This is a genomic window from Sulfurimonas sp. NW9, from assembly GCF_051132275.1.
Lineage (GTDB): Bacteria > Campylobacterota > Campylobacteria > Campylobacterales > Sulfurimonadaceae > Sulfurimonas > Sulfurimonas hydrogeniphila.
On record NZ_CP093236.1, the window covers coordinates 393,777 to 417,872 of the forward strand.

Annotated in this window: 29 protein-coding genes and 2 pseudogenes; 15 read left to right on the forward strand and 16 right to left on the reverse strand. The window is 38.3% G+C overall.

From position 1 onward, the window contains the following. The 8 genes and pseudogenes from tsf (at position 1) to argS (ending at position 7,753) form a co-directional block, all read left to right on the forward strand. Entirely contained in the window at positions 1-1,053 is a 1,053-nt protein-coding gene (gene tsf, locus MLC44_RS02305; RefSeq protein ID WP_151901071.1) for a translation elongation factor Ts, read from the forward strand. Between the two features lie 85 nt (positions 1,054-1,138). Beyond that, positions 1,139-2,344, forward strand: coding sequence for an NAD(P)/FAD-dependent oxidoreductase (locus MLC44_RS02310; protein WP_151901070.1), 1,206 nt, complete (start codon positions 1,139-1,141; stop codon positions 2,342-2,344). A 29-nt stretch (positions 2,345-2,373) separates the two neighbouring features. Next, positions 2,374-3,018: an ABC transporter ATP-binding protein gene (locus MLC44_RS02315; protein ID WP_346389303.1), complete on the forward strand. Its 645-nt coding sequence runs from the start codon at positions 2,374-2,376 to the stop codon at positions 3,016-3,018. A gap of 10 nt (positions 3,019-3,028) precedes the next feature. Beyond that, complete coding sequence (gene fliR, locus MLC44_RS02320) at positions 3,029-3,793, forward strand: flagellar biosynthetic protein FliR (protein ID WP_151901068.1); 765 nt, start codon at positions 3,029-3,031, stop codon at positions 3,791-3,793. Between the two features lie 71 nt (positions 3,794-3,864). Continuing rightward, entirely contained in the window at positions 3,865-5,220 is a 1,356-nt protein-coding gene (locus MLC44_RS02325) for a hypothetical protein (RefSeq protein WP_418641015.1), read from the forward strand. Continuing rightward, positions 5,217-5,837 (forward strand): guanylate kinase, encoded by a 621-nt coding sequence (gene gmk / locus MLC44_RS02330; protein WP_151901066.1) that lies wholly within the window; start codon positions 5,217-5,219, stop codon positions 5,835-5,837. Before MLC44_RS02325 ends, gmk begins: the two co-directional genes overlap by 4 nt. Before the next feature lie 87 nt (positions 5,838-5,924). Beyond that, complete coding sequence (locus MLC44_RS02335) at positions 5,925-6,155, forward strand: Sec-independent protein translocase subunit TatA/TatB (protein WP_193151180.1); 231 nt, start codon at positions 5,925-5,927, stop codon at positions 6,153-6,155. Positions 6,156-6,158: 3 nt separating this feature from the next. Continuing rightward, positions 6,159-7,753, forward strand: a pseudogene (gene argS, locus MLC44_RS02340) (arginine--tRNA ligase). Positions 7,754-7,761: 8 nt separating this feature from the next. Here argS and MLC44_RS02345 read toward each other — a convergent pair. Continuing rightward, a complete protein-coding gene (locus MLC44_RS02345) occupies positions 7,762-8,454 on the reverse strand; it encodes a L,D-transpeptidase family protein (RefSeq protein ID WP_434658308.1) in 693 nt (230 codons plus the stop codon). A gap of 70 nt (positions 8,455-8,524) precedes the next feature. On the opposite strand from MLC44_RS02345, the gene MLC44_RS02350 reads away from it, so the two are divergent. The 3 genes from MLC44_RS02350 to MLC44_RS02360 are packed head-to-tail and all read left to right on the forward strand — an operon-like array spanning position 8,525 to position 10,541. Continuing rightward, positions 8,525-9,148, forward strand: coding sequence for an acyl-CoA acyltransferase (locus tag MLC44_RS02350; RefSeq protein WP_151901551.1), 624 nt, complete (start codon positions 8,525-8,527; stop codon positions 9,146-9,148). Between the two features lie 57 nt (positions 9,149-9,205). Continuing rightward, the gene (locus tag MLC44_RS02355) at positions 9,206-9,802 is read left to right on the forward strand and encodes a hypothetical protein (RefSeq protein ID WP_434658310.1); all 597 of its coding nucleotides are present in this window, start codon (positions 9,206-9,208) and stop codon (positions 9,800-9,802) included. After that, a complete protein-coding gene (locus MLC44_RS02360) occupies positions 9,786-10,541 on the forward strand; it encodes a Na+/H+ antiporter NhaC family protein (RefSeq protein WP_434658312.1) in 756 nt (251 codons plus the stop codon). The genes MLC44_RS02355 and MLC44_RS02360 overlap by 17 nt, the downstream gene beginning before the upstream one ends. Here MLC44_RS02360 and MLC44_RS02365 read toward each other — a convergent pair. Then, positions 10,519-11,261: pseudogene (locus tag MLC44_RS02365) on the reverse strand (exonuclease domain-containing protein). The gene MLC44_RS02360 and the pseudogene MLC44_RS02365 sit on opposite strands and share 23 nt — an antisense overlap. A 269-nt stretch (positions 11,262-11,530) precedes the next feature. On the opposite strand from MLC44_RS02365, the gene MLC44_RS02370 reads away from it, so the two are divergent. The 3 genes from MLC44_RS02370 to MLC44_RS02380 all read left to right on the forward strand — a co-directional run bounded on the left by MLC44_RS02370 (position 11,531) and on the right by MLC44_RS02380 (position 13,687). Beyond that, on the forward strand, positions 11,531-12,661 hold the full coding sequence (locus MLC44_RS02370; RefSeq protein ID WP_434637607.1) for a DUF819 domain-containing protein: 1,131 nt from the start codon (positions 11,531-11,533) through the stop codon (positions 12,659-12,661). Positions 12,662-12,768: 107 nt separating this feature from the next. After that, entirely contained in the window at positions 12,769-13,218 is a 450-nt protein-coding gene (locus tag MLC44_RS02375; protein ID WP_434658315.1) for a hypothetical protein, read from the forward strand. A 1-nt stretch (position 13,219) separates the two neighbouring features. Further along, positions 13,220-13,687 carry a hypothetical protein gene (locus tag MLC44_RS02380; protein WP_434658317.1) on the forward strand — a complete coding sequence of 156 codons (468 nt, stop codon included), beginning with the start codon at positions 13,220-13,222 and terminating at the stop codon, positions 13,685-13,687. 15 nt (positions 13,688-13,702) lie between these two features. Here the strand turns inward: MLC44_RS02380 and MLC44_RS02385 are convergent, their stop codons facing one another. Both MLC44_RS02385 and MLC44_RS02390 read right to left on the reverse strand, forming a co-directional pair. Further along, positions 13,703-14,005, reverse strand: a complete 303-nt coding sequence (locus MLC44_RS02385; protein ID WP_346389310.1) for a hypothetical protein — start codon at positions 14,003-14,005, stop codon at positions 13,703-13,705. Positions 14,006-14,144: 139 nt separating this feature from the next. Beyond that, positions 14,145-14,735, reverse strand: a complete 591-nt coding sequence (locus MLC44_RS02390) for a hypothetical protein (RefSeq protein ID WP_434581074.1) — start codon at positions 14,733-14,735, stop codon at positions 14,145-14,147. Between the two features lie 181 nt (positions 14,736-14,916). Here MLC44_RS02390 and MLC44_RS02395 point away from each other — a divergent pair, with 181 nt between their 5' ends. Beyond that, on the forward strand, positions 14,917-15,192 hold the full coding sequence (locus tag MLC44_RS02395; RefSeq protein ID WP_346389311.1) for a GNAT family N-acetyltransferase: 276 nt from the start codon (positions 14,917-14,919) through the stop codon (positions 15,190-15,192). Here MLC44_RS02395 and MLC44_RS02400 read toward each other — a convergent pair. The 12 genes from MLC44_RS02400 to MLC44_RS02455 form a co-directional block, all read right to left on the reverse strand. Beyond that, on the reverse strand, positions 15,185-15,868 hold the full coding sequence (locus MLC44_RS02400) for a leucine-rich repeat domain-containing protein (protein ID WP_434658320.1): 684 nt from the start codon (positions 15,866-15,868) through the stop codon (positions 15,185-15,187). The two genes, MLC44_RS02395 and MLC44_RS02400, sit on opposite strands and share 8 nt — an antisense overlap. Beyond that, on the reverse strand, positions 15,837-17,093 hold the full coding sequence (gene tig, locus MLC44_RS02405) for a trigger factor (RefSeq protein ID WP_434658322.1): 1,257 nt from the start codon (positions 17,091-17,093) through the stop codon (positions 15,837-15,839). Before tig ends, MLC44_RS02400 begins: the two co-directional genes overlap by 32 nt. A gap of 385 nt (positions 17,094-17,478) precedes the next feature. After that, positions 17,479-18,189 (reverse strand): 2-oxoacid:acceptor oxidoreductase family protein, encoded by a 711-nt coding sequence (locus MLC44_RS02410; RefSeq protein WP_151901052.1) that lies wholly within the window; start codon positions 18,187-18,189, stop codon positions 17,479-17,481. A gap of 1 nt (position 18,190) precedes the next feature. Next, positions 18,191-18,526: a hypothetical protein gene (locus tag MLC44_RS02415; protein ID WP_434658324.1), complete on the reverse strand. Its 336-nt coding sequence runs from the start codon at positions 18,524-18,526 to the stop codon at positions 18,191-18,193. Further along, complete coding sequence (locus tag MLC44_RS02420; RefSeq protein WP_434658326.1) at positions 18,478-18,780, reverse strand: thiamine pyrophosphate-dependent enzyme; 303 nt, start codon at positions 18,778-18,780, stop codon at positions 18,478-18,480. The genes MLC44_RS02415 and MLC44_RS02420 overlap by 49 nt, the downstream gene beginning before the upstream one ends. Next, entirely contained in the window at positions 18,765-19,097 is a 333-nt protein-coding gene (locus MLC44_RS02425) for a hypothetical protein (protein ID WP_434658329.1), read from the reverse strand. The genes MLC44_RS02420 and MLC44_RS02425 overlap by 16 nt, the downstream gene beginning before the upstream one ends. 12 nt (positions 19,098-19,109) lie before the next feature. Further along, entirely contained in the window at positions 19,110-20,294 is a 1,185-nt protein-coding gene (locus tag MLC44_RS02430; RefSeq protein WP_346389314.1) for a transketolase C-terminal domain-containing protein, read from the reverse strand. 12 nt (positions 20,295-20,306) lie between these two features. Further along, positions 20,307-20,474 (reverse strand): hypothetical protein, encoded by a 168-nt coding sequence (locus MLC44_RS02435; protein WP_434658332.1) that lies wholly within the window; start codon positions 20,472-20,474, stop codon positions 20,307-20,309. After that, complete coding sequence (locus tag MLC44_RS02440) at positions 20,471-21,019, reverse strand: carbon monoxide dehydrogenase beta subunit family protein (protein WP_434658335.1); 549 nt, start codon at positions 21,017-21,019, stop codon at positions 20,471-20,473. Before MLC44_RS02440 ends, MLC44_RS02435 begins: the two co-directional genes overlap by 4 nt. 418 nt (positions 21,020-21,437) lie before the next feature. Further along, entirely contained in the window at positions 21,438-22,430 is a 993-nt protein-coding gene (locus tag MLC44_RS02445; protein ID WP_418641425.1) for a GTP-binding protein, read from the reverse strand. Between the two features lie 95 nt (positions 22,431-22,525). Further along, positions 22,526-23,227: a 2-oxoacid:acceptor oxidoreductase family protein gene (locus MLC44_RS02450; protein WP_346389316.1), complete on the reverse strand. Its 702-nt coding sequence runs from the start codon at positions 23,225-23,227 to the stop codon at positions 22,526-22,528. Further along, positions 23,227-24,096, reverse strand: a complete 870-nt coding sequence (locus MLC44_RS02455) for a thiamine pyrophosphate-dependent enzyme (protein ID WP_346389317.1) — start codon at positions 24,094-24,096, stop codon at positions 23,227-23,229. The genes MLC44_RS02450 and MLC44_RS02455 overlap by 1 nt, the downstream gene beginning before the upstream one ends.

A 24,096-nucleotide genomic window follows, 5' to 3' on the forward strand; every position in this document is an offset into this window, starting at 1 on the left:
ATGGCAGCAGTTACAGCAGCAATGGTAAAAGAGTTGCGTCAGGCAACTGATGCACCGATGATGGATTGTAAAAAAGTTTTAGTTGAAGCTGACGGAGATATGGAAAAAGCGAAAGAGCTTTTAAAAGAGCGCGGCATCGCCAAAGCAGCCAAAAAAGCTGACCGTGTTGCGGCTGAAGGTCTTGTTGGACTGAAAATGGCTGATGACAACTCGAAAGCTTCTGTGGTTGAAGTAAATTCTGAAACAGATTTCGTTGCACAAAACGAAGGCTTCCAAAATCTTGTAAAAGATACGGCAGAAGAGGTATACAACAATCAGCCTGCTGATGTTGATGCGCTTATGGCAAGTGAATTCGGTGCCAAGTTTACAGAAACTGTAACGAAAATCGGTGAAAAAATCGAAGTACGCCGTTTTGGTACGCTTACAGCTGCTCCGGATGAGGCATTAAACGGATATATCCACTCAAACAGCCGTATAGCCGTTATTGTAAAAGCAAAATGTGACAGTGAAAAGACTGCGGAGTGCATGAAAGATACATTGAAACAGATTGCTATGCATGCATCGGCTATGAAACCGACAACACTCAGCTATAAAGATTTTGATCCTGAGTATGTTGCAAGTGAAACACAGGGTCGTATTGAGGCACTGAAAAAAGAGAATGAAGAGTTGCAAAGACTCGGAAAACCTTTGAAAAATGTACCTAAATACATCTCTATGATGCAACTCACTGATGAAGTGATGAAGCAGGCTGAAGCTGACATCAAAGCAGAATTGCTTGCAGAGGGAAAACCTGAGAAAATTTTAGACAAAATTATTCCGGGGAAAATTGCCCGTTTTATTTTAGACAACACACTTCTTGATCAGGAACAGGCACTTTTAGACCAGCAATATGTTTTAGATGACAAATTAACTGTAGCTCAGGCAGTTGAAAAAGCAGCAAAAGCATGTGGCGGTACTGCCGAGATTACTGAATTTATTCGCCTTGAAGTAGGTGAAGGAATCGAGAAAAAAGAAGACGACTTCGCAGCAGAAGTTGCAGCACAAATGAGCTAAGCCTTTGGCTTGACTCATTTCTTACTACAAACCCCTCCCTTTTTTAAAAACTCCGTTTTCCTGAATTTTATGCTATACTTTTTGCATGAGTATAAATAATTATAATAAAATTATTGTTATCGGCGGCGGTTACGGCGGTCTCAGGGCTGTAGAAAATCTTGCCAAAGACAAAAACAATCAAATTACACTTTTTGATAAAAATGCCTATCATTTTATGCAGACAGATGTGTATGAGCTTATTGCCAATGAAAAAGATTTTGCAAAAGTGAGTGTCGATCTTTTTACCTACTGCAGCGGTTTTGAGGGAAATGTCAGTTTTTACAAACAGGAAGTCGAAAATATTGACTTTGAAAATAAAAAAGTTATTACTGATACACAACGGTTTTCTTATGATTATCTTATTATAGCTGTGGGTGCACGGACAAAATTTGTCAACAGTATTGAGGGTCTCAAAGAGTATGCTCATGGAGTCAAGGCATTGCATCGTGCGATGTATTTTAAACAAAAGTTTGAAATGTCACTTTTTAAAAAAGTACAGGAGAGCGGTGTTACATGTAAGGCTTTGAGTATTGTGGTTGCCGGTGCAGGACTGAGCGGTGTTGAAATAGCGGCACAGATGGCATCATATGCAAAAGAGTTTTATTGTGAAAATAATTTTTTATGCAGAAAATTAAATATAGTCCTTGTCAGTTCATCAAAGCAGATACTCAAAGGTTTGGATGATTTTTTAGTCGAAAAGTCTCACAAAAGATTGCTGGATCTCGAAGTCGTTATAAAATCAGAGGCAAGAGTGGTCTCTTTAACACAAGAGAGTGTTACACTGAGCAACGGAGAGACCATACCTATGGATTTTATGATTTTTGCCGGAGGGATTGAGCCAAACGGACTTATCTATAAACTTGACTTGCCGAAAAATGAAAGGGGTTTTTTAAATATCAATGAGTATCTGCAGGCAGGTTCAAAAAAAGAGGTTTTTGCCATAGGTGACTGTGCCACTTTGTATAATAAAGGTGAATTAATAGCACCTACGGCAGATGTTGCTGAGCAGATGGCAGAGTTGTGCAGTGAAAATATTATGCGTATCGGCACAAACAAAAATCTCAAAGCGCATGATATCCGTTCACGTGGTATGTTGATTGCCCTGGGACGCAGGTATGCAGCAGGAAAAATTTCCAATATATACATCAGCGGATTTGTGGCATTTGTTATGAAAAAATTTATTGAAAAAGTCTATTTTATAAAACTGGACAGACGTTCAAAAAAAGGCTGTGATAAAATTTTTAATGCTTAAAATAAGCAAGAGTAGAATATAATAGCCCTATGAATCTATTATCTGCCAAAAATTTATCACACTCATTTGAATATGAGCTTTTTTCTGACGTTTCCCTCTCTCTTGAAAGTAATGAAAGTATTGCTATTATCGGTATGAGCGGGAGCGGAAAGTCTACGTTGCTGCATCTTTTATCTACTCTTTTGAAACCAAAGAAGGGGACTGTTGCGCTTTTTGGAAAAGAGACAGCCTCTATGAGTAAAAAAGAGCTGACGCTTATAAAACGAAACAAACTCGGTATAGTTTTTCAATCCCATTATCTTTTTAAAGGCTTTACCGCCTATGAAAATCTTGAAGTTGCCCAAATTCTTTCACAAAAAGAGATAGACAACAGTTTAATCAAAGATTTGGAAATCGAGCAGTGCATGCACCAAAAAGTCACGGAACTCTCAGGCGGACAGCAACAGCGTGTCTCTATTGCAAGGGTTTTGACAAAAAAACCTTCAATAATATTTGCCGATGAGCCGACAGGAAATCTTGACAATAAAACGGCTGCGGAAGTAATGAAACTTTTTTTTGATTATTGTCAGGAGAATGATGCCGGTATGATACTTGTAACGCATGACAATAGTCTGGCCAACATGTGTAAACGAGTCTATAAACTTGAAGACAAAGCATTGAAACCAATTAAATAAGGTTAGAAAAGTGGGATGGACACAGATACTTAACGAAACGAATGTAGTAGCCTTTCTTTTGCTTTTTTTTCGTTTTGCCGGATTGTTTATTGCTGTGCCTATTTTCAATCATCAAAATATCCCAATGAACATTAAAGCGACCATGGCTTTTTTCTTTACAGTCGTTTTTTACTCTTCTATGCCTCCCCTGCATATAAGTATTGATGTGCCTACTGTTGTCATTGCTATACTGGGTGAACTTTTGCTGGGTCTGTCAGTGGGCGTTGTATTGCAGCTTGCCTATAATGTCATTACTTTTGCAGGCGGTCAAATATCTTTTATGATGGGCTTTTCGATGGCAAGTGCTATTGATCCGCAGTCAGGCATTTCAATGCCTATAATTTCTCAGTTTCTCTCTTTGATGGGCTTAATGATTTTGCTTGTACTCAATCTGCATCACTGGATGCTGCTTTTTGTCGACCATTCTTTAAAAACAGTGCCTCTGGGCGGTTTTATGATGAGTAAAGATCTGTTTCACTACATTATGCATGCGGCATCAAACATGTTTTTGGTCGGTTTTATTATTGCTTTTCCCGTAATTGCACTTTCATGGCTGGCCGATGTCATATTTGGGATGCTTATGAAGACAATGCCTCAGTTTAACCTTCTGGTCATTGGTTTTCCTATTAAAATAATGGTGGCTTTTGTCGTGCTTATAGCAACTTTTACTACAATTATGCTATTACTCAAGGGAGAAATTCAAGAAGCATTTAACTCTTTGGAAATACTTTTTTAGTTTTTTTTTGATACAATAGTGCTAATAGAGATTTTTGAAATTCAATCAATAGATCATCCAAAGGAATATGCGTGAAAATACTGCTTTTAAATGATAATCCCGTTGTAAATAAATTAGTGACGCTCAGTGCACAAAAAACTTCTGATGAAGTAGAAACAGCCTCTGGTCTTGAGGAGATTTCGTCACATGATTATGATTTGCTTATTGTTGATGACAGTGTTTACACTGATGATTTACTGCATGAATTAGAGGCAAAAATAAAATATAAGAAATCACTGTTTATATGTGCAAAAGATGCCAAAGAGACAGATGGCTTTGCCTCTGTACTGAAAAAACCATTTTTGCCGACTGATTTGGTAGAACTTTTTATGATGTTGGAAAAAGAAATCAAAAAAGAAGCAGATGAGATGCCGGTTGAAGAACTCCATGCACAAGAGAATGAAATAGAAGAATTGGATGATTTGGGTGATTTGGATACGCTGAATGATGATTTGGACCTGGATGATGAGTTGATTTTGGATGATGATGAAGAAGATTTCGGTGAAAGCGTACTGGATGATGAAGAGGCACAGAAGGTAAAAGATTTGCTTGATGAAAATGAAGAAGATCTCTCTTTTGATGAGGAAGTGCAAAATGATCTTGAGAGTCTGGAACTGGATGAGATGGGATTAAATGAAGAAGAGTTTTCCCTGGATGAGTCTTTGGATGAAGAGGCAGCGGAGCAAAAACCGGAAGCAGAAGAGGCATCTGCCGAAGAAGAGGATCTCATGGAGGCTTATGACATGGCACTGGATCTGGAAGATGAAGCAGACGTTGATATTTCAGAGGAGGAGAGTTTTGATTTGGAAGAGGAAGTCAAAGCACTTGAAGACGAAGAACTGCAAGAACTCGAAACAGCAACAGTAGAAGAGCTTGAAGAGGAAATAGACGAAATTGTCACAGATGAACTTAATGCCAAAGAGGGTGACCTGGCAGTGGATCTGGCATTGGATTTGGAAGACGAAGCAGATGTTGATATTTCGCGTGATCCTGTAGATGATTTAGAGATGCCGCAAGAGGCAGAAGATGCAAGCCTGGAAGAAGAAATTCAAAATGCTGTTGAAAATCTGACACAAGAAGATTTAGAGAGCGAACTGGATGAAGATACTCTGCTTCAAATAGCAAAAAACGAGATTGATCCGTTGGAGAGCCTGACAAGCAAAGATTTAAAAGAGGCTCTTGGAGAAGAGACAGAGGAAGAAACAGCAGAAGAGACGGATCTTTTGGAACCTGAAGAAACAGTAGAGTCTGAAGAGGAGAATAAAGAACAAAACAGTGGAGTCGAAGCACTGAAAAAACTTCTTGAGGCACTCAGTGACAAAGATGTTGCAGCATCTATGAAAGGAATGAAAATCAGTATAAATATTACATTGGGTGACAACTCATGAGTGCTATTCACGGGGCAGTTTTGGTTCTTTCCGGTCCAAGCGGGGCGGGAAAAAGTTCTTTAATCCATAAAATTATCGATGATATCGGTGAATGTTATTTTTCCATATCTACAACAACACGTCCTATGAGAGAGGGAGAAGCGGATGGTGTGGATTATTATTTTGTGGATGAAGAAGAGTTTAAAAAAGAGATAGAAGAAGATCAGTTTTTAGAGTATGCCATTGTGCATGGAAATTACTACGGAACTTCACTCAAGCCGGTTAAAAAAGCGCTCTCTGAAGGAAAACTGGTTATTTTTGACATAGACGTGCAGGGGAACAGTGCAATTAACAGTCGGCTCGGGGATATCACAACTTCTGTGTTTATTACGCCACCGACGCTGAGTGAATTGAAAAGAAGACTGCAAAACAGACAGACGGATGCGCAAGAAGTGATAGAACGCAGAATTCAAATGGCCAGACGTGAAATTCAGAGAGTCTCTGAGTATGAATATCTTTTGATAAATGATGATTTGGATGCTGCTGCTGAAAAACTGCGTCTTATTGCAACTGTTGCAAGATTTAAAAAATCAAATGAAGAGATTAACAAATTTGTCCAAAAATGGGAAGATTTGTAAAACTTCAAAACATAATATATAGTGATAAGAGAATTTACAGCAAATGTGAGTTATACTTCACAACATAATTTATAACAAGGAAAAAATATGGGAATGCCTAGTGGAACTGAACTACTGATAATCTTCGGAATTATCGTTTTATTATTTGGAGCAAAAAAGATACCTGATTTAGCAAAAGGTCTTGGAAAAGGAATCAAAAACTTCAAAGCAGAAATGAAAGAGGTTGATGAAGTAGAAGTTGAGACACCGAAAAAAGTTGAAAAAAGTGATGAAGTAGCTTCTGCTGAATCAACTCCTAAATCTACAACACAAGCCTAAACATTGAAACAACGTGTATCGGCGTTATTACGCGAAAAAATAGGTCGTGAAGTTGTTTTAGAAAAGCCACGTGATCGTTCTTTTGGTCACTTTGCTACTCCTATAGCATTTTCTTTGGCAAAAGAACTCAGAAAATCTCCGATGGTCATTGCGGATGAACTGGCTTCATCTTTTGAAGAGAGTGAAGTATTTTCCAAAGTAGAGGCCGTCAAAGGCTATTTGAATTTTCGTTTAAGTGAAGATTTTTTAGCTGAGTATGCTTCCTGGGCTTTGGAGAATCCTGCAGAGTTTGCAAAACAGGAAAAAAACCAAAAAATACTTTTAGAATTTGTCAGTGCAAATCCAACCGGACCTCTGCATATCGGTCATGCAAGAGGTGCTGTTTACGGCGATACTCTGTACCGTCTGGCAAAACATCTCGGATATGATATAACAGCCGAATATTATGTAAATGATGCCGGCAATCAGATTGATCTGCTTGGACTTTCTATTCAGCTTTATGCAAGAGATCATCTTTTAGATGAAACGGTAGAATATCCTGAGAGTTATTACCGCGGAGAGTATTTGGATGCACTTGCCCGTGATGCGATGGAAAAATTCGGCAGAGAAATTTTTTATGATGAATCTCGTCAAAAAGAGTTGGCGCTTTGGGCAAAAGATGAAGTGATGAAAATCATTGTCAAAGATTTGGGTGATTTGAATATTTTCTTTGACACTTTTGTGTATGAATCAACTTTGTATGCTGACTGGGGCAGAGTGATGCAAAAGATGGGCGACGGCATTTATGAAAAAGAGGGCAAACTCTGGATAGCTTCAGAGGCTAAAGGTGATGAAAAAGACAGAGTTGTTGTCCGTGAAGACGGTCGCCCGACTTATCTTGCCGGCGATATAGTCTATCACAATCAAAAATTTGAACGCGGGTATGATCATTATATTAATATCTGGGGAGCGGATCATCACGGATACATTGCCCGTGTGAAGGCAGCAGTTGAATATCTGGATATGACTCAAAAAAACTTGAAGTGCTGCTTTCTCAGATGGTAAGTCTTTTAAAAGACGGCGAACCGTATAAAATGAGTAAGCGTGCCGGCAATGTCATACTTATGAGTGATATAGTCGAAGAGATAGGTGCAGATGCTCTGCGTTTTATTTTTGCATCGAAAAAGAGCGATACCGCACTCGAATTTGATTTGGCAGAGTTTAAAAAACAGGACAGCTCGAATCCTATATTTTATATCCAATATGCACATGCACGTATTCAGACACTGCTCTCCAAAGCAACTGTGTCCAAAGAGGATATTGCAAATGCAAGTTTGAAAAATCTTGGAGAAAATGCAGATACACTATTGTTTGATGCACTTTTGCTGCCTGAAATCATTGAAGATGCTTTTAACACAAGACAGGTGCAGAAATTAACTGATTACCTGAAATCTCTGGCAGCTTCTTTGCATAAGTTTTATTATGATGTGCGCATGATCGGTACAGAAGATGAAGCAAAGCTTTTAAAGCTCATGCTGATGGTTGCGTTGAGTATAAAAACAGGACTTTCACTTATGGGTATTGCAGCCAAAGATAAAATGTCTAAAGAAGAGGAGTAATCCTCTTTTTATTTGAGCAATTCGGAATTTTTCAGCTGCGGATAAAGTTTGAGAACCTTTTTAGAGGATTTTTTTGGAATCTGCACTAAAACAGGGTCTTTCTTCTTATCAAGCCAGCCGGCAATCTTTTTTATATCTTTTTCACTCATGGAAGTACAGCCGACAGTGGGACTCTTCGGTGCACGCTCAATATGCATAAATATACATGAACCTCTTCCTCTTGCTGACTTTTTGTTATAATCAACGACTATGCCTGTTTTGTACTGGACATCGTTTCGTTTCATATATTCAAAGCTTTTTTCATCTCCCTGTGCCATAATTATCTGATTATAGAAATTTGAGTTTGTATCATCAACACATATCAGATTTTTCTCAGCATAAAGATAGGGCATTTTATAATTGCTTTTTGGAGCGTAACCAAAAATTGCACTTAGGCTGAAAATCCCTGCAGGTGCTTTTTTATCACCTTCATATTTCAACGCTTCATCAGGCTTTTTTTGAAATTCCCTGCTTTCTGCACCCCAGCCTAATCCATTTTTCCCCAAATTGACGCTCATCGTCTCAAAGACTTTGTTTGAGCCCTCATAACATTCGAGTTTTGCCGATGAACTGTTCATATCATTGGCAACAACGAGCACTATTTGCTGGGAAGAAAACAAGAAAATTGACAAACTTGCTGTAATTAAGAAACTTTTTATCATAAAGTATGGTACTATTACTATTATACGATGTCAAGAGTAAAATAGATAAAATTAAAGTTTGGATAAAACAATGAGTCTTAAAATAAAACAGGCTACGGCTGAAGATGCTTCTTTTTTAGCACAAATGATTTTACAAAGTTCACGGGCAGGGAAAAAGAAGGGTCTTTTTGATGTGCTTTTTGGGACAGATAATGATACAGAAGTCTTGGAAAAACTACAAAAGCTTACACAGACACAGTCAAAAAGTCATTGCCATTACAAAAATTTTTTAATAGCGCAAATGGACGGAAAGAGTGTGGGAAGCTTATGCAGCTATGAGCCCAGAATTGCAACAAAAGAGGCTTTTGAAGAGGCCCTCAAAGAGATAGGTTGCGGTGATGAGATCCAAAAACCGTTGGAAGTTGTGTATGAATGCAGTTTTAATACAAGCAAAAGCAGATTGATGTTTGATTTTATGGAAGAACTTGAGGGATTTATTGATGTGGGTGTACTCAAAGCATTGATGCAAAAAAGTCTGCTCACTGCAAGACTCAAGGGCTACAGTATTGTACAGACCGTTATAGAGATAGGGTCTTTGGAAGCAGAACTTTTTTACAAAAGACTCGGCTTTGAAATTGTCGATAAAAAAGAGTGTGATGCGTACAGAGAAATTTTTGGCAGAGCCGGTGTTATGCTTCTGGCTATGGAATTCTAAAGGCTTCTTATAGAACTCTCTTCTCTCTCAGTTCTCCCTTCTTTGTTAGCCATTGTTTTGGCGCTCTATACCAAAAATATTGTACTCTCTTTATCTGGCGGTATATTTTTAGGACTTTTTTTTCTGCATGGTTTTTCATTCCTTGCAACGGCTGATGCTCTAGTTGCACTTTTTTTCTCTTTGTTAAGTGAAGGGTGGATACTTAAGACACTGGCTTTTGCAGTGCTTGTCGGAAGCGTTATGGAGTTGATGCAAAAAAGCGGAGGCATTAACGGATTTGTCTCTTTTATGACCCAAAAAACAAGACTTGTCAATTCTCCCCGTTCCGCTTTGCTTGTCAGTTATTTTATCGGTGTATTGATTTTTATAGAATCTTCCATAACCTCTTTAATAGCAGGAGCTGTCGGCAGACCGCTTTGCGACAAAGAAAAAGTGCCGCATGCCAAACTGGCTTTTGTCTGTGACTCCACTTCTGCGCCTGTCAGCTCTTTAATTGTTCTTAATGGCTGGGGTGCGCTTTTGCTCGGACTGATTGCGACGCAAATACAAACAGGCATCATAGAAGGTGATAATGTAAATTTATTACTCCATAGCGTCATGTATAATTTTTATGCCATGAGTGCTTTAGTTCACTTTTTTGGCTGTTTGGTTTAATATTGACATTGGTGCGATGAAACATGCCAAGCTGTCTTTAGCCAAAACTTCTTTACATGTAAACGCGCATGTGAGTATGAATTATATGCTTATCCCGATCTTTTTGATGATTGCATTTGTGTTTGTATTCTTATACATAACGGGAGAGGGCAATATGCTCAAAGGAAGCGGTTCGACTTCTATTTACTATACAATGCTTGCTACTTTGAGTGTAATGTTTCTCTATTATGTCGGGACAAAAAACATGTCTGTAAAAACTTATACAAAAAGTGCTTACATTGGAGCCAAAAAACTTTTTCCGATTGCTGTGATACTGCTTTTTGCTTTTGCTATAGGAGAAGTAACGGTTGACTTGAAAACAGGGGAGTATCTGGCTTCACTTGCCAATGAGTCTCTGAGTCTGTTTCTTTTAAGCGGTGTGATATTTTTGCTCAGCAGCATCATCTCCTTTTCCACAGGAACATCCTGGGGTACTTTCAGCATTATGATACCCATAGCCGTACCGATGGCTGTTGGGATGGATGCTGATGTGGCTTTGGCAATAGGAGCGGTTATCAGCGGCGGTGTTTTTGGGGATCACTGTTCTCCTATTTCTGATACGACAATTATCTCCTCTTTGGCAAGTGATTGTGAGGTAATCGAACATGTAAAGACACAACTCCCTTATGCGCTTATAAGCGGTTTTATTGCTTTTTTTCTGTTTATACTGTTTGGATTTATGACTCCAGGTAGTAGTTGATAGAGTAGCGCAGATCTTCATCAATATTTTCCATATTCTTCAACATCCATCGCAGATATCCTGCATCTTCACTTGCAACTTCTTCAAGACTTTTGCCTTTGTGTTTTCCAAATCTGAATGTTTGTACCAAAATAGGAGTGTTGGTTAAATCGACCATCTTTTCAACAGGATTTTCATTTGGAAACTGTTCTGGATAATATCTTTGAGTTTAGAGAGAAAGAGTTTCAAGACAAGGACATCACCGATGGCATCATGGGCCTTGACAACGATGCCAAGTGCCTCGGCCTCTTTTTCTTCTTCTTTGTAGAGTTCCATTTTATAGCGAAAATACTGCAGTCTGTGCGCCTCTTCATCCGGCATAACATGTTTTGCAACCCTTAGCGTATCTATAACTTTCATCTGTGTTGCAAAGCCTTCTTTTTCGAGCATTGTTATATCAAAAGGGGCATTGTGAATGATGAGATAATTCTCTGCAGTATTTAATTCAAGAAGTCTTTTGTATGCCTGTGTCTCTACACAAGGCGGCTTGCCTTCAATCAAATCAGGCGTAATCCCATGCACTTCCATCGCACCGTATTTTATAGCAATATCAGCAGAACAAAATTCGTTATGCACTTCTATCTCTTTTGTGCCTAAAACCATATAACCGAGTTGAATTATTCTGTCTTCTTCATTTGTGCCTGTTGTTTCTGTATCTAAAATCACATATTTTTTTGCCATCAGAGTTTCACTTTTAATTATATTATAAAGCATATTGGAACCTAGGTTAAAACCTCACTGCCATTAAGTTAAGCATTTATTTGGAACCGGTACTTCAGTGCCGGCTGAAAGTGGCAAGACTATTGCAACAGCCGGCACTGAAGTACCGGTTCCGAGAAAGCATTAATTTTCTCAACTTAATGGCAGTGAGGTTTTAACCCCAGGCTAATTTGCTTTGATTTACCATGTCGCTATTATATGATATACTAATGAAAAAGTAGGTTAAAGCTTTGATTGACTCTCCTTTGGTATATCTTTTTACACTTGCTTTACTTGTAGCAGCACTCAGTTTTGCACAAATCAAAACAAAACACAAATTTTTCGAGTATATTCCTGTTGTTGTGCTGATATATGCTTTTTCTATGCTGCTTGCCTCTTCGGGAGTGTTTGCGCAAAATCAGGAGATTACAGCTGTCTACAGACTGACAAAAACGAATCTGCTGCCGGCAATGCTTTTTTTGATGCTTTTGGAAGTGGATTTTAAGCATTTTTTCAAGCTCAAAAAATCGCTTTTGATCGCTTATGTTTTAGCTGTTTTTTCCATTGCTTTTGCCTTTATAGCCGTTGCATATTTGTTTGGGTTTGACAAAGTAACAGCAGCAGCATTTGGCGCACTCGCAGGGAGTTGGATGGGAGGTACGGCAAATATGATCGCTGTCGGAAGTGCTTTACATGTAAGTGAAGATGCCTTTGCCTATGCTCTTGTTGTGGACAGTGTCAATTATACTGTATGGGTGATGCTCTTGCTTTTTTTGGTCCCTTTTGCAAAAATATTCAACAGGTTTACAAAGAGTGAAGAAAAACTTGCCTATCTGGATAAAATCGGTTGTGCCTGTTCTGTGGGTGCTAAAAGATACTGGCTCCTAATTCTTCTGGCACTCGGAGCATCTCTGTTTTCTCAGATAATAGCCGAAAAATTGGTGATACTCAATACAACGACAAGTATTGTTGTTTTTTCCACACTCTTAGGGGTGCTCGGCTCTTTTACAAAATTACGGTTTATAAACGGTTCAAACGAAGTGGCAACAACCATGCTCTATATTTTAATAGCACTGATAGGTTCTCGTGCTGTCATAGAAAGCTTCAGTGGTCTTGGCATGTATGTTTTTGCCGGTTTTGCCGTCTTGCTTGTGCATGCATTGATAATGGTGGCAGGGGCAAAAATATTCAAGCTCGATTTATTCAGTATCTCGGTTGCCTCTCTGGCAAACATAGGCGGTGTGGCTTCGGCACCAATTCTTGCGGCAACTTACAACAAAGCACTTGTAAGTATAGGTGTACTGATGGCAATAATGGGGTATTTGATAGGAACTTTTGGCGGGCTTTTGGTCGGATATATACTTATTTACAGCACGCAGTAGAGAATTTATCTATTATTATTTTATTTATCTAATTAAAATTAGTAATAAGGCTACAGACAAATTATGTTACTATCATTAAAATTTTATAATGATATGAAGGATAAGAAATGACAGAGGGAAAAGTATTATCGTTGTTTGTGACGATGCCTGATATGATGCGTGCGGGGCATCGTATGAAATGTGAAGACTTTGATTGCGATGAGAACGGAATTGTTGGGAGCAGAGACTATGACAACGGTGAAGTGAAGCCAATGGTTTTGGTTTCAAAAAAAAGTTATGACATCATAGAAGATGCAGAACTTGTGTTTGAAAGAGGACTTTTAATGGAAGATATTTACGTGGATGTTGACCTGTATCATCTCAACAAAGGTTCGGTAATAGAGATCGGCGAGATGCTTTTTGAAGTTAACGGGCCGTGTGAAGATTACCGGTATCTGTATGCATTCGCTCCTGAACTTCCTGCACTGATAAAAGGAAAACGCGGTCTTTTTGTAACGCCTCTTGAATACGGCGGAATTGCAGTCGGAAATGATGTAAAAGTGGTAAAAGAAGTTTAGTTTGAAAAAAATAGGCATTGGCATTGAATACAGTAATATCTGTAAGGATTATAATACATTTTATTTGGACAGAGACAATTTAGATCCTGAAACTTCTCAATGTATGAAAAAAGTTATGGCATGGAGTCAAGAGTTTTTGTCCGAATTATTGGATGCTTTTGAGTACAAAATATTTAATTTAAATGCATCTGTTCCTGTCAAGGTCTCAGATATCGCTTCGAAAAGATTTCTTTTTTATTCACTGGAAAAAGGAATAACACTGCAAAGCTATGTGCTTGCAAAAGAGTTCACACAATATGAAGGCTTGGCTGCCTGGGAGTTGCAAAACGAGAGTAATATTCTTGTCCAAAATGACGAAGACGGCGGAGCACTTTATTTTTATGTCAATGAAAATTCTAAAGAGTATGAATGGATAACTTCCAAATTAAAAGATTTTTCACTGGATGAAATTCCTTTTACTGTAAAATAAAAAACAGAGAGGGCATCAGCCCATCTCTACAGAATCTATTTCACCTTTGAACTCTTCAATGGAAAATGTTATTCTGTTGGCGATCTCCTCGGGTGTTTCCCTCAATAAGGTTGCATCCAAATGAATTTTACGTGTATGTTTGTTGTAATCACCCAAAACATAGGTAACTAATACAAAAGGGGTTTCTGATACATCACACTCTTTTACCGTTGTTTCAACACCGGGTATACAATAATCAATATCTATATCCGGATCTACCATCGCTTTGTTTACCAGTGTAACAACTTTCTCTAATTTTTCTTTCGTTACTGTGTCCATAACAAACTCTCCTGAAATAATATCGTCTATAGAATAATTATAGCAAAGTTAACAGTATCCATGCAGATATGAGAACTCTTTTTCTGAAACATGACAAAAGTGTGTAAAAAACGAAAAACTGCTCTTACATCATATTTTCTTATTCTATGCCATGAAACTGTTTATAGATTCTTTGGACATAATTCGGCTTAAGACCTAATATTTTGATTTCTGCTATCTCTTCTTTGATATGCTCTTTTTTGATTGCTATAAGCATTTCCCATCTCTTGACAAGTATCTCTTTTATATCTGACTCAAAATCACCTTCATAATCAGGGTAGGCTTTGGCAAGTGCTGTGACAATTTCATCTAACGCAGTTGTTTTTATAATATCAAGCTGCTCCTGAGGATGTGTTTTTTCCACATTTACATAGTGTGCCCATGTAGCTTCCAAAAGAGTTCTTATCTCCTGTGCATAGTCTCTCTCCTGTGTTGAGAATTTTTCTTTTAACAAGTCGGGAATATCTTTAAATTCATTTGCATTGACTATTTCAAGTTCTTCTTGAAAGCCTTTTAAATCTTCTTCATACTCGGCTGCATCTTCATAGAGTTTTGCAATTTCAGCATTTTTGTCCCTATTGTTGTTTGCTTTTTTTGGAGCAGGGTTTTTTTCTTCTTCATTTGCGGCACAGGCTTCTTTAAGCTCCTGCATTTGCATTTCCATATACCGTTTTGTTTCTTGAGTAGCCATATAATCAGTACCTCACAATAATTTTTTTTGTATTTTAGATAAAACTACAGTAATTTGAAGTTAAAGAAGAAAACATCTTCATTTCTTAGGCTTATATAAAGGTTGTGAAATTTATGTAATTGACAGGGTAGTTTCTTTTTAAATTTAGCATGATAAAATTATAGAAAAAAAAGGAAAAGAGATGTCAAATACTTTAATTCACAATCCAGATGAGTGCAGATACGAATACCATATAGAGGGACATGTAGCTTATATAACATATGATGATCAGGATGGCAAGATGCACTTGACACATACTATTGTACCGCAAGAACTGGCGGGAAAAGGTCTTGCAAAAGCTTTGCTTGAAGATGTGCTCAAAGAGATAGAAAAAGAGAATAAAAAAGCTGTGGCGCAATGTTCGTATATTGTCAAATATCAGGAAAAAAATCCTGACAAGAGCCACCTGTTTATATAGAAACACAACAGCCTTTTTGCATAAGCCTGTCCAGCCACTGGGCATGCCCTTGGGTTAATGAAAGCCTGTTGTAAGTGAAGTCCAGCTCTTCCAGGTTTAGCAGATTTTCAATCTCGTCAGGCAGGGTGCTCAGCCGATTCTTCCAGAAAGTCAGCTTGGTTAAATTTGTCAATTGTCCGATTTCAGCAGGAAGGGATGAAAGCTGATTTGCGCCCAGTTCCAATGTTTTTAAATTTTTGAGCGAAGCGATCTCTTTTGGTATGCATGAGAGTCTGTTTTCCTGCAAAAGAAGCAGTTTCAGATTTTTTAAAGACCCTATCTCTTTTGGCAGTTCTTCCAATTGATTCCCTGCAAGATAAAGTTCTTCAAGCTGTGTCAGAAGACCTGTCTCCGGGGGCAGTTTCCTCAACCGGTTTCCCAGCATATAAAGTTTTTTTAAATTCTTAAGACAGGCTATTTCCGGCGGCAAGTCTGAAAGCTGACTGCCAAGAAGATTGAGCTCCTGCAGTCCGAGCAATGACTCTTTGTCTCTCGGAAGTCCTCTGAAATAGCCACCTTTGAGATAGGAATCATGCGCTATCCACTCTAAATCGGATATATTGTTTTTATCAGCCCAGTCCCAGATTTTTTGAATCATTGGATCTTTACTGATTATGAAACCCCAGGAGTTTTCCAAAAAGTTTATCTTCGGTAAGACCCATTTTTGCAGATGTCATAAGATTGTTCTCTTCATAGTACTTTACAAGTTCCTGGGCATCCTGGCCTGTCATCATTGCCTGATAGCCAAGTGCGGCATGCACTTCCTGTATATGAACATCTATTCCTTCTTTTTTTGCCAAAGCTTCAACGATAAGGGCAGTTTTTACAACTCTTTTCGCATCTTCACGTACAGATTCTCTTAGCTGAAGAAATTTCTCTTTGTCTTCAAGGAACTGTTTATGCTCTTCTTCTGTGTAGCTTTTTGTTTTTTCGCGCACTTTTGCATCTATCTCCTGCTCGACGATATTCTCAGGCAGTGTGAAATCAAATTTTTCATTTAAAGCATTTATTATTTTTGGCTTAAGCTCCTGCATATACAGTTGTGAAAGTTCTTCGGATATAATCTGGTCTGCAAATTTTTCTTTGAGTGTGTCAAGTGTTGCCGAGGGATCGCTTAGAATTTTTTGGGCAAAAGCATCATCGGGTGTTTGGGCTTCCTGCTGTTGAATTTCATGAAGTTTGACATCAAATTTAGTCTCTTTCCCTGCGAGATCTTCTGCCTGATAATCTGCCGGAAAGGTAACGGTAATGGTTCTCTCCTCGCCATACTCCATTCCGATTATCTGTTCTTCAAAACCCGGAATAAATGACTGGGATCCGATTTTCAGGTTGAATTTTTCGGCACTGCCGCCTTCAAACGGTTTACCATCAATAGAACCGGCAAAGTCGATGACAGCAACATCACCTGCTTTTACTGCCCGCGGTTTGTCTATTTTGGTAAAGGGAGCCTGCTGTTGTGCAAACTCCTGAAGTTTTGCCTCCACTGCTGCAGGATCGGCTTTTGGCTTTGTGAAGTCGGGGATGATATCGTTATAGTCTATATCTGTATTGATTTGAGGACTTGTTGAGAGCGCGACCTCGAAGTAGACATTGTTCTCCTGCTGTTCATATTTTTTCAGGAGCGGTTGTCCCAAAATAGTATCTATGTCTATATTTGCTTTTTTGATGCCGGTATTGATGAACTCTTTGAAAACTTCGCCTGCTGCTTCCTGCTCAATATTTTCACTTTTTGACGTCTCGTTATTTGTCTTTTGTGTTAATTTTTCTTTAAATTCTGCCACTTTGTTTTCTATTATATTGTTTTCGATCGTACCACTCAAGATAAAGTTAATATCATCGATTTTTTTTACTGAAACTTCCACTATGGTCCTTTTGATTTTTAATTATATTATTTTAACATTATTGTCTAAAAGTAACTTTTTATAAGGAATTGGATAAATAATAAAAGATTTTTTAAATTTTAAGAGGGTATAAGCCATCCCTAAAGGATGACCTATATATACAGAAATTATACTGCTTCGACGTTAGGCATTTCCATCGTAATACAATCACGATTGAGCATATCAGTACATACGTACACACATAATGCACACCCTTTACATCTGTCTACATCAACCCAAGATGTATTTCCGCTTTTATCAAACATGAGTGTATTGGCTTCCGGGCAATACAGAGTACAGGTATTACACTTGTACTCGGCACACATGTCAGAATTAACTTTTGCTACATAATACATTTATTATCCTTTTATATGTCGAACTTAATAATTAAATCAGCAGTATCCAAATCGATAGAATTTGCCATTTCAAAAGTCTTGCTGATTACATCCATATTTTTTTGGAGTAACTCTTCTTTTTTCTTAAACTTTTTCTCTATTGCAGAGTCAAGCATCGCTGTACCGCCTGAAGATACAAATGATGTTCCCAGGAATCTCTCTTTTACCGCTGTTTCAATGTTTTCAATACTGACAAGGTTTATAAGTCCAAGCATCATACCCATCATTGCCATATTTGTTGCCAGCTCTGTTCCTGCCGTATCAAGTGCAAGTTTTGTTGCATCAAACTGAACAACAGTAGCTCTTAAGTCTTTTAAAACTTTTACATCATCTTCATCAAGTACATTTACTTCAGAGTTGATAATAATCAAACTGTCAGGCTTAAGACCTGTATAAAACGGCATTGTATAAGACTTACCGTGTGTTACAACCTGTGAGTGGTAAATCATGATAATATCAGGATATACAACTTCACCAACTTCATAAATCGGCTCTGTTGAAGCTCTTACATAAGCCTCAACAGGTGCCATTCTTTTTTCAGAACCAAAAAACGGTACCAAAGATGCATATTGACCTGCATTATCCATTGTTGAACCAAGGATGTGTGCTGTAGTTACAACACCTTGTCCGCCTAGCCCTGAAATACGTATGTTATATCTTTTTTTTCTTGTTTTATCAGCCATATTAATTTACCGCCTCTGTTTTTTGAGCTTTTCTTGCCATTCTTGCTGCTTTTTCTTCAGCTTCTACACGTTCGATGACTTCTTTTGCTTCATCAGTCATGTATTCTTCAAATGTAAAACGATCTTTTTCCTGTGCTTTTGCATCAGCAAACACTTCATGTGTAGGAATAGAGTATTCAATATTACATGATGTATAAGCATGAATAAATGTCGGTCCGACTTCTCTTGCAACAAAGATTGCACGTCTGATAATCTTAGCCGCTTTTTTGATGTTTGTCGGAGACATTCTTACAGTATAGACACAACCGGCTGCTCTGGCAAGCTCTGTTGCAGGCATTTTGCCGAAGTCTTTCCTTTTGGAGCCATTTTAAGAACAGCACCTTTTGGAGACATACCAGATGATTGTCCGCCTGTATTTCCATAAACTTCATTGTCAAGCATGATAGTCGTGAATTTTTCGCCACGAATCCATGAGTGCATAGTCATAGAAAAACCGATATCCATAGTACCGCCGTCACCGGCAATAGTAATAACATCTTTTGTTTTGTCAGGGAAACGTAATCTGAACGCACGTGTCAATCCGGATGCCATAGCATTTTGGTCACCGTAGTTTCCATAATAAACGGTACCGCAGCCTGAGAAATAGCCAAACGGCCACAACCGGCTGTACCCAGTGTTACTGTATCTTCCGGATTTGGAAGTGAAGCAAAAATCAGTCTGATATAGTATGCCATCCAACAACCAGAACACATCGGATGCTCTTCAACGAGCTCTTTAAACTGCCCCATATTACCTGGTCCGGCTTCTTCTTGTGTTTTTCCAAACGGACCGTAGTCAACTAGCTCTACATAATCTTTTGGTAGATATTTTTTAAATCTCTCTGCCGGAGTTATATATTTTAAACTCATTTTATCTCCTTTTTATAGTTTTAGGTCGTATTCTAAGCCAAGTGAGTTATGAATTTCTTTCATAATCAACTCAACCGGAAGTGTCATACCACCGTATACTCTTGGTCCCTCTGTAACAATTCCGCCATTTGGAATCGCCGCTTTTACTTCTTTACATAACCAGCCGATAATATTGTGTTCAGGGACGATGATAGATTTTGCATTTTTCACTGCATCTCTGATCTCATCAATCGGGAACGGTCTGATAGCTCTTACTTTGATTAAACCGACGCTTAAACCTGCTTCCTGTGCATATCTCCATGCTTCTCTTGCCTGTGCAGCTGCACAGCCAGAAGCGATAAGGAATACTTCAGACTCAGGATTTTTCACTTCAATCGGTCCGCCAAGATATTCATAGATATATTTCATTGCACGTTTGTTTGAATCCCAGATTTCCTGTTGCCATACAGCATGAATCAGGTAAGACATAAAGTTTGACTTTTGAACAGGAGCATCACGCTGGATTCTTGCAGGTGGAGTTTCATTGTCCATCGCAGGAACCGGTGCGGCTACCGGATCAAATTCAATCAGTGCCATATCTTCCGGAGTCATGTCAACATAACCTTTTGCGTGTGTTACGAAGAAACCTTCAGTAGCAACTGCAACAGGAATGTATACATCAACTTTTTCAGCAATAGCAAAGGCTGCCAAAGTGAAGTCAAATGTGTCCTGCTGGTTTTCAGCATGTAACATTACGGCACCACAATGCATCATATATGCCATTTCGATATTATCAGGCTGAATAGACAACGGTGCATTGATAACACGTGTCAATATTCCAAGGACAGCCGGAACACGGTGACCTGGCCAAGAAACAATAGCTTCCAAACCGCGAAGCAGTCCCGGTCCTGAAGTAGCTGTAAAAAGACGTACACCCGCTCTTGCAGCACCTGCAATAGCAGACATGGTACCAAGCTCTTCTTCAGCTCTGTAGTACTCTTTAATGTGGCCTTGCGCATATATGTCACCTACAAGGTGCATTACCTCTGACTGTGGTGTAATAGGGTAGGCGATTGCCATATCAACACTTGCTCTTTTAACAGCTTCTGCCATTGCCTGCGCACCTGTGATAAAGTGCTTTTCTCTCGGAGCTTCTTTTAACAGATAGTTAATATCTACTAATGTTTTTTCTAATTTTTTTTCTGGATTTGGACTCATTGATTATCTCCTTTATTCAACTTCAGTAACATGTTCACCTTTTCTTGTCATGATGAGACTTCTGTACTCACCATAATCAGCAGGTGATAATGTAGTCAAATCTTCTTTAGGTAAAGATGGATTTTCAGGTGGTAAAGTAGTTTCCCACTCAATGCCTAGTTTGTTTCTTTCTTCAATCACAATTCTTTAAATTTGTGAATATCGTCTGCATGAAGGTCTCTGATTGATGCCATAGCCTCTTCATGACCCATATAGGCACATAATGCTACAGTGTAGCAGTCAGTACCTGCACGTATCATTCTAAGAGTAAGATTTGCATAGTGACAGTGTACACCGACAAAAACACACGCTTTGATCTTGTTATCCAAAATCGTCAGGTTAGGGTGATTAGGATTAATCTCTGCCTTCACATCGATTTTTGGATACTTTGGTCTGTAATCCGGCATTGGAATAATTTTACAGTTTGGAATTTCAGACGCCAGCTCTAAAAGCGCTTCTGCTTTTGCAGCTACATCATCTTTCCAGTCCCATAATACTTGTGGACCAGGGAAAATTGTCGGGTTATCTCGAGTCAGCAATGCTCTTGCTGCATCTCTCATAGCCTCTTCTTCACTTACTTTATTTCCATAAAGCAAAGCCTGCCCTTCAGGTGCAAGTTCAACTCCCATATATGGTGCCGATTGAGGCATATACCCAGCCGGACCTTCTGTTACTTTTTTTAACATTGTTACCTCCTTATTTAGTACGAATACGAAAAAGTTTCGATAAATTACATCGAAATGCCCTAACACGCAGTTAAGCTTAGTAACTATGTTTTAATCTTAAGACTATTTTCTTTCATCTAGTTGAATTTGCGAATTATTATTATTAGCATTTTATATTATTATTTATAAGATAAGGATTCCAAATAAGCAGGGAAAACAGAGCTCCGCATATAGGAGGCTACAGGGGGTATAATTTCTCTTTGTCTTTACTCTTAAAGTAAACATAAAAAAATTATTTAATTTATCAAGATTAATTTTTTGGAAAAATTCTGTAACTTTTTCGCCTATTTCCCCTGTAGACGCTATTGGAATTTTAGTATCTGCAGGGAGTTAGGAGAGAAAGCACAAAGAGAGGTGTGTAGAATTTACACAGTATAAATTACTTATTTATACTGAATTGGGGAAGAACCAAAAAAGGAAATTTTTGACTGAGTAGTTTTATATCATCTTCTATGCTCTCACCGATAAAGATTAAGAGTGATTTTTCTTTATACTCCGGTAACTCTTCATAGCTGGCATCACCAAAGGAGTAATTGATAAATATAGGATTGGCTACATCAGTCACTTTTACAATACCTTTTGTCCTGTAGATGCTCTTAGGAAGGGCACTGAGGAGCTGGTCTATATCATTAAATGCCACATTGTCTTTGAGATAGGCTACTTTTTGGGTGATAGAGTCTTTGCCGGTATGATCAAGATGCTTGTAGTCTTTTGCCAGGCCGATGACTTCATCTATTTTATAAACGCCTTCAAATACCTCTTTGTTTACCAGACCCTGCTGGGCATAATGAATCATATAGTTGTTAAATACTGTCTCTCCTGTGAGATTGTTTTTAATGTTATACTCTTCTTTAATCTGTATAACCTCTTTTTTTACTTCTTCAAGCTGTGCAGGTGTTACCAAATCGACTTTATTGAGTATGATAATGTTTGAACCGCCCAACTGATACTTTGCGGTAGAGTTCTCTTTGTATGTATCAAAGTTTTTTGCATCGACAACACATATAATGCCCTCTATTGATATACCGAGGTTCTGCAAAGAGAGGAAAATCGGAAAAGGTTCTGATGCACCGGAGGTTTCTACAAAAATTATGTCAGGACTGTATTTGCTGATAATTTCACTCACACCGCTTTCAAATTCCTGTGCCAATTTACAGCAAATGCACCCTTCGGAAATTTCAAGTACCTCACTGTGTACATTTGTAAGAATTTTACTGTCAACTCCTACATCACCAAATTCATTGACAACTATTGCTATTTTCTTATCTTTAAAATATTTTTTGACAGTATTTGTAAGCATGGTAGTTTTACCAACACCTAAAAATCCTGTAATTATAAATGACTGTATGATGGGATCTTCCTTTAATGATATGGAATTATGTTTGTATAGAACAAATTGTTCTGGAGTATTATAGTATATTTTGGAAAAAGTAACTACTGTGTTGAATAACAGTAGTTACATTATGACTATTTTTTTGGAGATTCTAAAATCTGTTCAAATCCGACTTCTTTACACCAATCAACTGTCAAGTCAAATGCTGCTGAAGCAGTATCAAGATTTTTTTGAATAAGTTCTTTCTTTTTCTTGAACTTTTTCTCAATAACCGAGTCAAGTGTAGCTGTACCGCCGGAAGCTGTATATTTTTTCAGAAATCTGTCTTTGATTCCCTCTTCAATAGCCGGCTTGCTTACAGTGCCCAAAGCTCCAAAAAGTGCACCCAGCATTGCCATGTTTGTTGCAAGTTCAGTTCCTGCCATATCAATAGCAAACTGAGTAAAGTCTTTTGTAAGCACTTTTACATTCAAATCACTCAATGTTTTTTTATCATCATCAGTCAAAAGATCTCTGTCACTGTTGATGATTACAAGGCCGTTTTCTTTGATACCGGCATAAAAAGGCATTGTGTATGATTTACCCATAGTAATAACCTGCGGGTGAAAAATCATAATGATATCAGGGTAAATAACTTCCCCTCTGTCATAAATAGGCACTGTCCCTATTCTTGCATAACTTTCAGATGGCGCCATTCTCTTTTCAGCACCAAAAAACGGATTTGATACAGCATAGTAACCTTCTGTATCTGCAGCTGTAGCAGCAATGTGTGCTGCTGTTACCGCGCCTTGGCCGCCAAGGCCAGGCATTCTGATTTTTATTGAATCTTTTGCCATTATATACGCCCTTCTTCTTTACATTTTTTCAAAAATTCTTCTGCTTCTGGTGAAACATGTTTGTAAGATGCAAATCTGTCTTTATCCTGATCTTTCATCTCACCAAGGCCTTCATTTGCACTTAAACCGATTTCAAGAATACACGGTGTGTAAATATTAAGGAAAGTCGGTCCGATTTCTCTTGCAACCAAGATCGCTTCTCTGACTGCTTTGGCAACTGCTTTTGGAGCAGAAGCTGTCATGTTTACAGAGTAGTGACATCCTGAAGTCGTTGCCAATTCCCACATAGGAACTTTGTCAAACTTTTTACCAAGAGGCGCCATTTTAAAGACCTGTCCTTTGGCTGTAGCACCAGACTCCTGTCCTCCGGTATTTGCATAGACTTCATTATCAAAACAGATTGTAGTGATATTTTCCTGTCTAAAGAAAGACTGAAGTGTATAGTCAAGACCGATATCAACAGTAGCACCGTCTCCGGCTAAAACAACAACATCTTTCTCAATATCCGGAAATCTCCAGTCAAGCACTCTTTTGATTCCTGATGCAACCGCATTTTGGTTACCAAAAAGTGAGTGCACAGTATGAAGCGCGATATGCGGGAACATTAAAGATGTACAACCCGTAGAGTTTACAATAATTGTATCTTCCGGTTTTGGCAGTGCAGATAATACATATCTCAGAGCAGCCGCTTCCGGACAACCGGCACAGAGTGAATGCTCTTCAAGCAACTCTTTTGTGTCAGGAAGTTCCTTGATACCACGTGGTTTGTCCATTTTGACTGACCATGTAGCTTTTTCCTCAAGATCTATAATCTCTTGAGGCATAATATCACGAAATTCTGGATTTATTTTATAGATATCTAATGCCAT

Excerpts from the sequence above, each read along its gene's own strand:
- MLC44_RS02315 (WP_346389303.1), top strand. The coding sequence starts at position 2,374 with ATGAATCTATTATCTGCCAAAAATTTATCACACTCATTTGAATATGAG.
- MLC44_RS02440 (WP_434658335.1), bottom strand. The coding sequence starts at position 21,019 with ATGTTAAAAAAAGTAACAGAAGGTCCGGCTGGGTATATGCCTCAATCG.
- MLC44_RS02375 (WP_434658315.1), top strand. The coding sequence starts at position 12,769 with ATGACAGAGGGAAAAGTATTATCGTTGTTTGTGACGATGCCTGATATG.
- MLC44_RS02415 (WP_434658324.1), bottom strand. The coding sequence starts at position 18,526 with ATGCCTGCAACAGAGCTTGCCAGAGCAGCCGGTTGTGTCTATACTGTA.
- tsf (WP_151901071.1), top strand. The coding sequence starts at position 1 with ATGGCAGCAGTTACAGCAGCAATGGTAAAAGAGTTGCGTCAGGCAACT.
- MLC44_RS02395 (WP_346389311.1), top strand. The coding sequence starts at position 14,917 with ATGTCAAATACTTTAATTCACAATCCAGATGAGTGCAGATACGAATAC.
- MLC44_RS02345 (WP_434658308.1), bottom strand. The coding sequence starts at position 8,454 with ATGATAAAAAGTTTCTTAATTACAGCAAGTTTGTCAATTTTCTTGTTT.
- MLC44_RS02310 (WP_151901070.1), top strand. The coding sequence starts at position 1,139 with ATGAGTATAAATAATTATAATAAAATTATTGTTATCGGCGGCGGTTAC.
- MLC44_RS02455 (WP_346389317.1), bottom strand. The coding sequence starts at position 24,096 with ATGGCATTAGATATCTATAAAATAAATCCAGAATTTCGTGATATTATG.
- MLC44_RS02425 (WP_434658329.1), bottom strand. The coding sequence starts at position 19,097 with ATGAGTTTAAAATATATAACTCCGGCAGAGAGATTTAAAAAATATCTA.
- MLC44_RS02385 (WP_346389310.1), bottom strand. The coding sequence starts at position 14,005 with ATGGACACAGTAACGAAAGAAAAATTAGAGAAAGTTGTTACACTGGTA.
- MLC44_RS02420 (WP_434658326.1), bottom strand. The coding sequence starts at position 18,780 with ATGGCATCCGGATTGACACGTGCGTTCAGATTACGTTTCCCTGACAAA.
- MLC44_RS02410 (WP_151901052.1), bottom strand. The coding sequence starts at position 18,189 with ATGGCTGATAAAACAAGAAAAAAAAGATATAACATACGTATTTCAGGG.
- MLC44_RS02390 (WP_434581074.1), bottom strand. The coding sequence starts at position 14,735 with ATGGCTACTCAAGAAACAAAACGGTATATGGAAATGCAAATGCAGGAG.
- MLC44_RS02430 (WP_346389314.1), bottom strand. The coding sequence starts at position 20,294 with ATGAGTCCAAATCCAGAAAAAAAATTAGAAAAAACATTAGTAGATATT.
- gmk (WP_151901066.1), top strand. The coding sequence starts at position 5,217 with ATGAGTGCTATTCACGGGGCAGTTTTGGTTCTTTCCGGTCCAAGCGGG.
- MLC44_RS02350 (WP_151901551.1), top strand. The coding sequence starts at position 8,525 with ATGAGTCTTAAAATAAAACAGGCTACGGCTGAAGATGCTTCTTTTTTA.
- MLC44_RS02450 (WP_346389316.1), bottom strand. The coding sequence starts at position 23,227 with ATGGCAAAAGATTCAATAAAAATCAGAATGCCTGGCCTTGGCGGCCAA.
- MLC44_RS02335 (WP_193151180.1), top strand. The coding sequence starts at position 5,925 with ATGGGAATGCCTAGTGGAACTGAACTACTGATAATCTTCGGAATTATC.